The sequence below is a fragment of the Cupriavidus sp. 05T41 genome (genome assembly GCF_056396525.1).
Genome location: NZ_JBFTLQ010000018.1, coordinates 63,483 through 75,302 on the forward strand (window position 1 = coordinate 63,483; position 11,820 = coordinate 75,302).

Annotated in this window: 10 protein-coding genes; 6 read left to right on the top strand and 4 right to left on the bottom strand. The window is 68.2% G+C overall.

The window, feature by feature from the left end:
* Positions 1-67 precede the first annotated feature (67 nt).
* Together AC1DKV_RS13420 and AC1DKV_RS13425 are read right to left on the bottom strand one after the other, a co-directional pair.
* A complete protein-coding gene (locus tag AC1DKV_RS13420; protein ID WP_441620586.1) occupies positions 68-2,002 on the bottom strand; it encodes an FTR1 family iron permease in 1,935 nt (644 codons plus the stop codon).
* Between the two features lie 214 nt (positions 2,003-2,216).
* The gene (locus AC1DKV_RS13425) at positions 2,217-3,311 is read right to left on the bottom strand and encodes an NADH:flavin oxidoreductase (RefSeq protein ID WP_441620588.1); all 1,095 of its coding nucleotides are present in this window, start codon (positions 3,309-3,311) and stop codon (positions 2,217-2,219) included.
* A gap of 283 nt (positions 3,312-3,594) precedes the next feature.
* On the opposite strand from AC1DKV_RS13425, the gene AC1DKV_RS13430 reads away from it, so the two are divergent.
* Complete coding sequence (locus AC1DKV_RS13430; protein ID WP_441620590.1) at positions 3,595-4,377, top strand: IclR family transcriptional regulator; 783 nt, start codon at positions 3,595-3,597, stop codon at positions 4,375-4,377.
* Positions 4,378-4,398: 21 nt separating this feature from the next.
* On the opposite strand, the gene AC1DKV_RS13435 is transcribed toward AC1DKV_RS13430, so the two are convergent.
* Together AC1DKV_RS13435 and AC1DKV_RS13440 are read right to left on the bottom strand one after the other, a co-directional pair.
* Positions 4,399-5,373 carry a homocysteine S-methyltransferase family protein gene (locus AC1DKV_RS13435; protein WP_441620592.1) on the bottom strand — a complete coding sequence of 325 codons (975 nt, stop codon included), beginning with the start codon at positions 5,371-5,373 and terminating at the stop codon, positions 4,399-4,401.
* A 376-nt stretch (positions 5,374-5,749) separates the two neighbouring features.
* On the bottom strand, positions 5,750-6,625 hold the full coding sequence (locus AC1DKV_RS13440) for a LysR family transcriptional regulator (RefSeq protein ID WP_441620594.1): 876 nt from the start codon (positions 6,623-6,625) through the stop codon (positions 5,750-5,752).
* 96 nt (positions 6,626-6,721) lie between these two features.
* On the opposite strand from AC1DKV_RS13440, the gene AC1DKV_RS13445 reads away from it, so the two are divergent.
* From AC1DKV_RS13445 to AC1DKV_RS13465, 5 genes are all read left to right on the top strand, one after another.
* Entirely contained in the window at positions 6,722-7,600 is an 879-nt protein-coding gene (locus AC1DKV_RS13445; RefSeq protein WP_441620651.1) for an HpcH/HpaI aldolase/citrate lyase family protein, read from the top strand.
* A gap of 78 nt (positions 7,601-7,678) precedes the next feature.
* Positions 7,679-8,629, top strand: a complete 951-nt coding sequence (locus AC1DKV_RS13450; RefSeq protein ID WP_441620653.1) for a tripartite tricarboxylate transporter substrate binding protein — start codon at positions 7,679-7,681, stop codon at positions 8,627-8,629.
* Positions 8,630-8,666: 37 nt separating this feature from the next.
* Positions 8,667-9,860 carry a CoA transferase gene (locus tag AC1DKV_RS13455; RefSeq protein WP_441620596.1) on the top strand — a complete coding sequence of 398 codons (1,194 nt, stop codon included), beginning with the start codon at positions 8,667-8,669 and terminating at the stop codon, positions 9,858-9,860.
* On the top strand, positions 9,853-10,761 hold the full coding sequence (locus AC1DKV_RS13460) for an amidohydrolase family protein (RefSeq protein WP_441620598.1): 909 nt from the start codon (positions 9,853-9,855) through the stop codon (positions 10,759-10,761). Before AC1DKV_RS13455 ends, AC1DKV_RS13460 begins: the two co-directional genes overlap by 8 nt.
* Before the next feature lie 25 nt (positions 10,762-10,786).
* Positions 10,787-11,752 (top strand): tripartite tricarboxylate transporter substrate binding protein, encoded by a 966-nt coding sequence (locus AC1DKV_RS13465; RefSeq protein WP_441620600.1) that lies wholly within the window; start codon positions 10,787-10,789, stop codon positions 11,750-11,752.
* Positions 11,753-11,820: the final 68 nt, after the last annotated feature.

Sequence of the window (11,820 nt, forward strand, 5' to 3'; positions counted from 1 at the left end):
GGCGCGTCGTGCCGGACCAGCGCCGCCTCAGCAGCCGGACGGTCCGGCGCCTCGCGTCGGTGCATGCTCATTTCGCCCCGGACTTGCGCGCCGTCATCACATTGAAGCCAAACCCGAGCAGCACGATCGCCAGCACGGCAAGCTGCGCGCCGAGGGTCTGCACCGTGGGAAACAAGCCGAGGATATCGAGCCGCGGTCCGTCGATCGGCGTGGCGCCGATCCAGCCGGCTTCCTGCAGCGCCACCGCGCCTTTGCCGATCAGTACCACGGACAGCACGCCGACGAGTATCGACGTCACGGAGAAGAACTTGCCGATCGGGATGCGGGCGCTGGTGCGAAGCAGGATCCAGCCCACCACGACCAGGACCAGGGCGGCGGCGAGAAAGCCTGCCAGCAAGGCCGCATGGCTGCCGTTCGCCGCCAGGGCGGAATAGAACAGGACGGTTTCGAACACTTCCCGGTAGACCGCGACGAACGACAGCATGAACAGCGCCCACGCGGAGCGCCGGTCCATCGCCGACGAGAGCTTCTCCTTTAGGTAAGCCTGCCAGCGGCCGGCGCTGCTCTTCTGGTGCATCCACAGGCCGACGCTCAGGAGCACGAGCGCGGCGAAGACCGATCCGACCCCCTCGGTCAGTTCCCGGCTGGCGCCGCTGATGGTGACCAGGTAGGTTGCCGCCGCCCAGGTCAGCGCGCCCGCCACCAGCGCCGCCATCCATCCGCCGTGCACGTAGCGCAGTGCGTCGCGGCGATCGGCCCGCTTGAGCACCGCAACCATGCCGACCACGATCAGCAGCGCCTCCAGGCCTTCGCGCAGCAGGATCGTCAGCGCACCCAGGAAGGTCGCCGTCGGGCTGGCGGGCGTATCCTCCAGCTCGCGCTCGACCCGGCCGAACAATTGTTCCAGCCGCTGTGCGCCCTGCTCTGCCTCCTGCTGCGTCCCCTTCGAGATGGCGGAGCGGTAGCTAAGCATGGCCTCCTCGACCTCGGCGAGCAGCGCCTTGTTCCGCGCGCCCACGGTCGGCTCGATCGGCTCGAAGCCATCCAGGTAGGCCGACAACGCAAAGCGCGACGCATTGTCGCGTTCGCCCGCGCGCAGCGCGGCAACGCTTTCCTGCAGGCGCTGGCGGGACAGGGCAAGACCGGACGGCTTGCCCGCATTGATGACTTCCGGGTGCGCGCGCAGATAGGCCATCACGTCACGCGCGCTGCCCTCGGGCAGCTTGCGCGCCGCCTCGGCCTCGGTCGCGCCTGTCATGGCGCCGAGATCGGGAAAGACCTCCCGGGCCGCGGCATCGGATTTCCACAGCGCCTTGCCGCGTTCGCGCATGGCGTCGCTGTGCGACAAGCCGCCGGCGAAGAAGGCGAGCGCCCAGCGGTCTTCGTCCGGCAAGGTCGCAAAGGCCGGCATCGCCGTGCCTTTCACACCCTGGGTGATGGCCTGGTACAGCGCCATGAGGCTGCGCGAGCGCGCGCGCCCCGCATCCGTGAAGGCAATCGGTGGCGGCTCCAGCCTGGCGCCCAACGGACCGTCGCCGGCACCGGCCGCGCCGTGGCAGGCCGCGCACTGCGCGGCGAAGAGCGCCGCTCCCCGGGCCAGTTCCGGCGGCTTCGCCGGCGAGACCGGTATCGCATACGCACCGACCAGCAATGCGTTGGCCTGGTGCGCAAGGCCCGCCACCTCGGCGGCATCGGCCTTGCGCACGATGGCGGCGCGCAACTGTTCGATGATCCCCGCGATCTTGGCCTTGGCCGCGCCATCGGGCAGCGCCCTGGCCTGCCGGGCCGCGTCCTCGGCAAAATCCAGCATCTCGCGGTACTCGCTGTCACTGACCACCGCGCCATTGGCGACCGCGCCGTGGTAGTCGACCGCGACATAGTCGAGCAATTGCCAGAGCTGCTTCGCGTCGGCGACGGGTGCCACGGGCTGGGCCGTGGCGGCTCCGGCCAGCAACGCCCAGCACAGCGCGCCGATCCAGCAGAATTTCACGGTCGTCCGCATACGATGCTTTTCAAATGGAAATGATAAGCATTGTACTTAGACCGGCCGCGCCGGCACCGACAGGAACCCGCAATCGTTTGCCCCATCGTCTCAATGTGACGCGGGGCAGTGCCGTATCGCCAGGTCAGTGCCTGCCATTGCACTCGCGGCGCGCAACTGCCCGATGCGTCCCGGCCGGCCCTCCCCCGATTCCCCCAGAAAGGGCCGGCCCTGCTCAGTACAGCGTTGCCATGCTGGCGCGCTCGAAATCACCGAGCTCCGCGGTCCGGTTCTCCTTGATCTTGACCACCCATTCCGGGTCCGCCAGCAGCGCGCGTCCGACCGCCACCAGATCGAACTCGCCGCGGTCGAGGCGTTCGAGCAGCGCCTCGATCGAGGCCGGGCGGGAACTCTCCCCGCCGAATGCGCCGATGAAATCGCCGCTCAGGCCAACGGAGCCAACCGTGATGACGGCCTTGCCGGTCAGCTTCTTCGCCCAGCCGGCGAAGTTCAGGTCCGAGCCGTCGAATTCCGCGTCCCAGAAGCGCCGCTGCGAGCAGTGGAAGATGTCCACGCCGGCGTCCGCCAGCGGCTCGAGCCATTGCCGCATCTCTTCCGGCGTCGCGGCCAGCCGCACGGTGTAGTCCTGCTGCTTCCACTGGCTGAGGCGAATGATCAGGGGTACGTCGGGGCCGATGGCCCTGCGCGTCTCGCGCACGATCGCCGCCGCGAAGCGCGCCCGCTCGGCCAGGCTCTGGCCGCCCCATTGGTCTGCTCGCGTGTTGGTGCCCGCCCAGAGGAACTGGTCGATCAGATAGCCATGCGCGCCGTGCAGTTCGATGGCATCGAAACCCAGTGCCACCGCATCCCTGGCCGCGCGCCCGAATGCCGCTACCGTATCCGCAATGGCCTCCTCGGTCATGGGCGCACCGAAGACCTTGCCGGGCCTCGACATGCCGGACGGCGAATCTACCGGCTGCGGCTTGTAGTGTTCATGGCGGCCCCTCACGGCGCCGACATGCCACAACTGGGGCGCGATCACGCCGCCCTGCCCGTGCACCGCCTGCACCACGCTGCGCCAGGCCGGCAGTGCCTCGCCATGGAAATCCGGCACGTCCGGGTCGTTCTTCGCCGCCTGGCGTTCCACCGCGGTGCCCTCGGTCACGATCAGGCCCACCTCCGCCGCCGCCCTGCGCGCGTAGTAGGCGGCAACGTCCGCGGTAGGCACACCGCGCGGCGAGAAGGAGCGGGTCATGGGGGCCATGACGATCCGGTTCTTCAAGCGAAGGGATTTGCACTGGAACGGTTCAAACAACGGGCTGGCCGACATCTGGGCTCCTTGCTGGTCAGGTCAGGAGCGCAAGATTAAGCCGGCTTTTCTCCAAGCGCCATGCTTATGCGGCCGGTGCATTCACCGTGTGCACCGGCTCGATAGTGCCGGGCGCAACCGGACAAATATGCCAGATGCCGCGCCAGCGCCGGTCCGCACCGGATGGTGGCCCGGCCGGGCTGCCATCATTGGCGGTGGCGCCGGCCATGCAGGTCTGCCTGTCGATGTATCGAACACAGGCACACTTTCTCAAAAGCGGTACGAGTGTTCTATATTCGGGAACATGAACAACACCCTGCTCAAGGGGCTGGCCGTGCTGGAATTGCTCTCGCGCGCCGACCGCCCCCTCAACCTGACCCAGATCGCCACCGAACTCGGCATGGTGAAAAGCAATGTGCACCGGCTCATGCAAGGGCTGACCGGGCTGCGCTATGTGATTCGCGACGAGGACAGCGGCACATACTCGGCGTCCATCAAGCTATGGGAGCTGGGCTCGGCGGTGCTGGCGCGGCTGGACCTGCGCCGCCACGCCGAGCGCCAGATGGAGGCGCTGCTGAATCGGACCGGCGAGAGCGTGCACCTGTCCGTGCTGGACCGCGGCGAGGTCGTGTACGTGCACAAGGTGGAAAGCCTGGCGCCCGTGCGCGCGTACACGCAGATCGGCGGCCGTGCACCGGCGTACTGCGTGGCGACGGGCAAGGCACAGCTGGCGTTTGCCGGGGAATCGGTGCTCGCGGAGATGGCGCGCCACCTGCAGCCGCAAACGCCGCATACCATCGCGCGGCCGGCGGCCTTCATGAAGGAAATGCGCACGGTGCGCGAGCAGGGCTACGCCGTCAATCGCGGCGAATGGCGCGAGACCGTATGGGGTGTGGCGGCGCCGATCCTGGACTCGCGCGGCACCGTGATCGCCGCGGTGGGCATTTCAGGGCCGGCCGAGCGCGTGCGCCAGGCGGACCTGGGCGCGTGCGCCGCGCTGGTGATTGCGGCGGCGGCGGACATCTCCGAGGCGCTTGGCGGCCAGCCCGGCCTCGGCGTGCTCGGGCGGCTCGGGGCGCGGCTGTAGCCCGGCCCGACGGACGCGCTATCAGGCGCCGGCGCCGCCCTGGCGCGCGCGGGGATTCTGCGCAAAGGCGTCACAGATCGCGACGATATGCCGGTGATCGGTGCCGCAACAGCCGCCAACCACCGCGAGTTGCTTCAGGTGCCGGCACAGCCCCAGGTAGCGCCCGGCAAGGTCGGCGGGATCGCCCGGGTCAAGCGTGTCGGACTCGTCGAGTTCCGCGTGGCTCTTGGTGGATGCGTTTGCCCGCACGCCGCCGATGCGCCCGGCCCACCCGGTCCCGCCCGACACCACGCCATCGAAGTGGCTCGGGTGCGCGCAGTTGATCATGTAGTAGAGCGGCCCGTCGGCGGTGTCCCGGTCGACGCGCCCGATCGCCTCGCCCAGCGCGTCGCCCGACGGCAGCCTGCCGTCCGTCTCCACGGTGAAGGACACCACCACCGGCGCATTGACTGCCCTGGCGGCACGCACGATGCCGATCGCCTCTTCCGGATACGTCATGGTGACGGCGGTGATCATGTCCACCCCCGCGTCGCAGAGCGCCTCGATCTGCAAGGCATGATATTGCTGCGCTTCAGCATCGCTCATGCGGGCGCTGACCTCGTAGCCGTCCCCGCGCGGGCCCACCACGCCGTTGATGACGATATGCGTCGTTGCCGTGGCATGGGCTTGTCCGAGCCCGGCGGCCCACGCCGCCGAGCGGCGGTTGGCGTCGGCAATGGCCTGAGGCGAGAAGCCGAGCCTTTTGCCCCAGTCGGGGTTCGCCCGCCAGGTCGGGGTATCGAGGATAAAGCCCAGGCCGCGCTCGGCGGCCGTGCGAAGGTATGGCGCGAAGTAATGCCCGAGCCGCTGGCGCCCCTCATCGGTCAGTACCAGCGGAAACGCCGCAAAGCATGGCAGCTCGATCCCCTCCAGGAACACCAGGGTGGTTTCGAGCCCGCCATCCGTCAGATAAAGGGGACCGCCCAGCCTGGGAAGGGAATGTGAAGCGCGTGGCATGGCGGCACCTCCAGAACTGAATGCCATGACTCGAATGCGAGCGGCAGCCGCGTCCGCGTGGCGTGGACCGTGCGCCGCGGCCAAGCCGCTATTGCGCCACAGGTGGCGCGCCTGCCGGCGGCGCCGCCGCGAAGGGCCCGGAAGACGCGGCCATCCGCTTGCGCGCCGGGCATCCTCCTCGTCTGTCCATAGCATAGTAGTAGCGCGGCGCAGATGCGCACCGGTCGCGCACCGGTCGCGCGGCAGGCGCCGTGGCCGGATGCCGGAAACGACACGGCCGCAGCCTTGAGGCGCACCTCGTGCCGGCCGACCGCGTGGCGACACGATGGTGCACATCCGGCGGCGTTCGCGGATGTGCCACAGGCCTGTGCCCGCTTCAGGTCCGCGCCGCGAGGCGGGCCTGCTCGAGGAACGATCTGATCAGGGCGGCGCGCGGCGACGTCCTTCGCCAGAGCACGCCGAACCGGCGCGGCTCCGGCTCCGACGGCAACGCAAGCTTCACGATACGCAGCGCCGAGGTGAGCGGCGACGCGATATCCGGAACCAGCGAGACACCCAGGCCGCGATCCACCATCATCGCGATCGCGAGCAGGGAGCTGAGTTCGAAGCGCTCTTGCGATGGCACGATGCCAGCCTTGCGCAGGTACTCGTCGGCCTGCCTCCCTCCGCCGAGGTTCCGGTCATAGCGGATAAGCGGCCTGGTCCGCAGCAGCTCATGCGCCGCGACGCGCCGGTCGCGCTCCGCGGCCAGCACCACCAGCGGCTCCTGGCGCAACAGTTGCCAGGCGATGGCTTTCGGGATCGGGAAAGGCGGATGCAGGCAGACGGCGGCATCGAGCTCCGACTGCTTGATCGCGTCGTAAAGCTCGCCCGACATCGCCGACTGTATGTAGACCGACACGCCGGGATGTTCTGCCGTGAAGCGCGCGAGCGCATCCGGCAGAAGGCTGTGGAGCGCGGTGTTGATGGTTCCGATGCGAAGCTCGCGCACCTCGTCGGCCTGGTTCACCCATCCGCGCAGGCCATCGACCTCCCTGAGCAGCGATACGCAGCGCTCGGCAAGACGGCGCCCCGACTCCGTGGGCGCCACGGTCCTGCCGGCCCGCCCGAGCAGCTTGGTCCCGAGTTCTCGCTCGAGCACCTGGATCTGCTGGGAAATCGCCGCCGGCGTGACGCCAAGCCGTCGTGCGGCTTCGGCCAGCGACCCTGTCCCGGCGACCAGCGAAAACGCCCTGAGATATGCGGTTTCCATAGATTCTCTATTGTACGAATATAGAAAAGCATAGTTTATCTTCGTTATCGCATGTCCCACACTGCACTGCATTCCCACAGAACAACGGTGTTGGCCATGAGAAGCAAGCTATTCGTCCCCGGGTCGCGCCCCGAGTTCTTCCCGAAGGCGCTGGCAGGCGACGCGGATGCCCTGTCCTTCGACCTGGAAGACGCGGTCGCCGAGGAGAGGAAGGCCGATGCCAGATCCCTCCTGTCACGGCTCCTGCGGTCCAGCGAGGCACGGGCGGCCGGCAAGGTGCTGATCGTTCGCGTCAACGGCATCGCCACGGCGCACTTCGAGGCGGACCTTGCTGCTGTCGTGGTGCCCGGACTGCATCTGGTGAACGTGCCGAAGCCGGAATCCGCCGATGACGTCCGCCGCGCGGCGCTGGCAGTCGAGCAGGCGGAGCGGGCCAACGGCTTCACCGAGGCCGACGCCAAGGTCCGGTTGCTGCTCAACATCGAGTCGCCGGCGGCGCTGCGTCGCGCCGCCGAGCTGGCTTGCGCGCATCCGCGTGTCGCGGGGCTCCAGCTCGGGCTCGGGGATCTCTTCGAGCCTGCGGGCATCCATCGACGCAACCCGGCAGCCATCGCGGCGGCCATGTTCGCCGTGCGGATGGCCGCCGCCGAAGCCAATGTCTTTGCCTGCGATACCGTGTTCGCCGACATCCGGGACGCCGCGGGCTTCCGGGCCGAGGCGGAAATGTCCAGGCAGATGGGCTTTGTCGGCAAGAGCTGCATCCACCCGAGCCAGATCGCACTCGCGAACGAGGTCTATCGCCCGTCCGACGAGGAGATCGCGCATTCGCTGCGGGTTGTGCAGGCCGCCGCCCAGGCGCAGGAAAAGGGGATCGGCGCCTATGTCGTCGACGGGAAGATGATCGACGCGCCCTTCGTGCGGCGGGCGCAGGCCATCGTCGATATCGGCAGGCGACTGGGACTGGTCGCGGCCTGAAGCGGCAATACACACAAGAAATACAGGAGACAGACCGTGAAGACCTCAACGTCAAGCCATGCCGCCGCATATTTCGCGCTGATCGCCGCGTCCGGCACGCTGGCCGCGTCGCCCCATGCGCACGCCGCGCAGGAATATCCGTCCAAGCCCATCACCATCGTCGTTCCCTATCCGCCAGGCGGCTCCAATGACACCTTCGCGCGGATCGTGGCGAAGGAAATCGGCGAGGAGCTCAGGCAGCCGGTGATCATCGACAACCGGCCCGGCGCAAGCGGCAACACCGGTACCGGGATCGTGGCAAAGGCGGCGTCCGATGGCTACACCCTGGTCGCGGTGTCCTCGAGCATGACGACCAACGCGGCCATACAGAGCAAGCTGCCCTACGACGCGATCAAGAGCTTTGCGCCGGTAGCGATGCTGGCCCAGGGCCCCTTCATCGTGGCGGTCAGCAATGACTTTCCCGCCAGGACGCCGCAGGATCTGGTCAACGCGATCCGGGCCAATCCGGGCAAGTTCAACTATGCGTCTTCGGGCCCCGGAAGCGTCAATCAGTTCGGCACGGAACTGCTCAAGGCCAGGGCCGGGAAACTCGCCATCACACATGTGCCCTACCGCGGCATGGGGCCAGCCATCACCGACCTGATCGGCAACCAGACGCAGGTGCTGATCTCGAGCGGCCCCTCGCTGCTGCCCATGGTCAGGGCCGGCAAGGTCCGGGCCGTTGGCATCACCAGCCTGAAGCCCAGCCCCATCGCGCCGGACCTGGTCCCCATGGCCAGCGCCGTCCCGGGCTACGAGTTTGAACTCTGGTGGGGCTTTCTCGCGCCCGCGGGCACACCCGCGGCGGTCGTCGACCGGCTCAATGCGGCAGTGAACACGGCCCTGGCCAAGCCATCCGTCAAGGCCGCCATCCTCAAGGAAGGCGCCGAGGCAAAACCCGTCACCCCCAGGCAATTCGCCGACACCATCGCCGCCGATGTCGCCAGGTGGAAGCAGCTTGCCAGGCAGCAGAACATTGTCGCGGACTGAGTTTCCATCCGCATCCGGAGGCTTTATGCAAACCAACATGACTGCCGCAGACTGCGCATTCGGCGCATTCGGCGCATCGCGGCCAGGACAGCCTGGCCCGCTGAGCGGCGTGCGCGTGCTCGACCTGAGCGCCTATATCGCCGGCCCGTATGGCTGCTCGCTGCTCGCGGACCAGGGCGCGGAGGTCCTCAAGGTCGAACCGCCGGCGGGCGACAACCTGCGCAAGTATCCTTCGACGCTGGAAGCCGAGAGCCGGGCCTTCCTGGGCGTCAACCGAAGCAAGCTGGGCGTGGTGCTCGACCTGAAAGATCCGGCCGGCCTGGAGCGGCTGCTTGCGCTGGTGCGCAACGCGGACATCCTGGTCCACAACTTCCGCCCCAGCGTCCCGGACCGGCTCGGCATCGGCTACGAGCAGCTCCGCGCCATCAATCCGCGCCTGATCTACTGCGCCGTCACCGGCTACGGCGAGACGGGCCCGCTCAAGGACAAGGCCGGCTACGACCAGGTGCTGCAGACCATGACGGGTATGTGCACGCTGCAGGGCAAGCACGGCGGCCCGCCGGAGATCCTGTACGGCTCCGTGGTCGATTACTACGCGGCGGCGCTGGTCGCGGGAGCGGTTGGCTCGGCGCTCTACGAGCGCGAGAAGAGCGGCGTGGGGCAATATGTGGGCGTGTCGCTGCTGCGTGCGGCGCTGACCATGCAGTCGGCACGGATGGTGTGGGCCGACTCGGAACCCCGGGAGGTCGGGCGCGACATGCGCTCCGGCGGGATCACGGGCATCCATCCCACCAGAGAGGGCTATATCTACATCTCCGCCAATACCCCGCATTTCTGGAAGGCGCTGTGCGAGAAGACCGGCCTGACCGAGCTGCTGTCGACCGACCGCTACGATACCGTGCGCAAGCGAGCCGAGCACCAAGAGGAAATCGTGCCCCGGCTGCACGCCGCCCTGGAGGGACGGACGGCCCTGGACTGGGAAGCCGTGTTCGGCGAAGAAGTTCCATGCGCGGCCGCGCGCTCGGTGGAAGACATGTTCGACTTCCCGCAGGTCGCCGCGGAGGACATGGTCACCACGTTCGACCACCCCGTGGTCGGCCGCTATCGCGGCTTCACGCGCGCCATCAGGTTCGGCCGTACGCCCGGCCCCGAGCCATTCGCCGCGCCTACGCTCGATCAGCATGGCGACAAGGTCCGCGACGCAGCGGACAGGCTGGGACGCGATGCCTGATCCCATGGCGGGCCGCACCGGGCCGCTGGTGCCGCCGGTGCCGCTGGTGCCCAACAGCTCGGCGACTGGCGCCCCGCGCAGCGCGGCGCTCGCCGATGCCTGCGACTCCCACCTGCACATCTACGACACGCGTTTCGCCGCGGTCGCCCCGGTTCTGGCGCAGGCCACGGTGGAAGACTACCGTCGCGTGCAGGCATTGACCGGCACCACCCGCGCGGTCATCGTGCAGCCGCGCTGCTACTGGACGGACAACAGCGCCACGCTCGACGCGATCCGGCGGCTGGGCGCCGCCAGCACGCGCGGCGTCGCGGTGATACGGCCCGATATCACGGACGATGCGTTGCTCGCGCTCCACGCGGGCGGCATCCGGGGGATACGCTTTTCGCTCTACACGGCGGCACACGCCGTGGTGGGATTCGACATGGTGGAATCCCTTGCAAGCCGCGTCGCCGGGCTCGGATGGCATTTGCAGCTGCATTGGACCGCGGACCAGATCGTCGGACACCGTGACTTGCTGTCGCGGCTGGACACCCCCCTGGTCTTCGATCACCTGGCCCGCTTGCCCCTGCCCGGGGGAACTGCCCACCCCGCGTTTGCCGTCGTGTCCGGCCTGCTGGATGGCGGCAAGGCCTGGCTGAAGCTGTCCGGCGCCTACCTCGACTCCCTCGCCGGCGCCGCCGGGCGCTATGCGGATATCGATCCGGTGGCAATGGCATGGGTGCGAACCGCCCCCGACCGACTGGTCTGGGGCAGCGACTGGCCTCACCCCACGGAGACCCGGCACAAGCCGGACGATGCGCTGCTGTACGACTTGCTCACCCATTGGTCGGGCAGCGAGGAGGTCCGCCGCAAGATCCTGGTGGACAACCCTGCCTTGCTGTACGGATTCGAGGCCGCATAAGCCGGCCATCCTCAAAGGAGACAATATGAAAAAGACGCTGCATGGCCTTGGCAAGAGCCTGGCCATCCTGGCCGCCCTGCTGCCGCTCGGCGCGCTCGCCTTCCCCGACAAGCCGATCCGCATGGTGGTGCCCTACTCGGCGGGCGGCGGTGCCGACAATACCGCGCGTATCGTGGCGCAGAAGATGGGAGAGATCCTGGGGCAAACGATCGTCATCGACAACAAGCCGGGCGCCGGCGGCGTCATCGGCGCCGACGCCGTGGCGAAGGCCACGCCAGACGGCTACACCGTGCTCTATGACGCATCGGCATTCGCGGTCAACGGGGCCCTGCGCAAGCTTCCGTTCGATCCGGCCAGGGATTTCATTCCCGTCTCGCTGGTGGCAACCGCGCCGCAGATCCTCGTGGTAGCAGCAAACGCACCCTACAAGTCCGTTGCCGACTTCGTTGCCGCGGCCAAGAAGGCGCCCGGCAAGCTGACCTACGCGTCCGCCGGCGCAGGGACCGGGTCGCATCTTGCCGCGGAGATGTTCAACGAACAGGCAAGGATCGAGCTGCTGCACGTGCCGTACAAAGGCGGAGCGCCGGCGCTCACCGATGTGATGGGGGGACAGGTCGCATCCTATTTCGGCAACACGGCCTCGACGCTGCAATACGTTACCGGCGGCAAGCTCAGGGCGCTCGCGGTGACCTCCAGGACGCGGATGAAGGCCTTGCCCAATACGCCGACCCTGGCCGAGAGCGGCATGCCCGATTACGAAGTGCTCGAATGGAACGGCCTGTTCCTGCCCAAGGGCACCGCACCGGACCGCATGCAGGCCATCGCCAACGCCGCGCAGAAGGCAGTTGCCGATCCAGGCGTGCGTGCCAGGCTGCAGCAGGCCGGGCTCGATCCGGTCGGGAACGCCCCGCAGGCCTTCGCGGGCTTCCTGCAGACAGAGTCCTTGCGCTGGCATGCACTGGTCAAGGCCCGCAGCATCCGGGTCGAATAACACCGGCTGCCTTCGCTGCGCCGCCGCTTCACCCGCTATTGCCCGGCCCGGGCAGGCGCGAGGCGCAT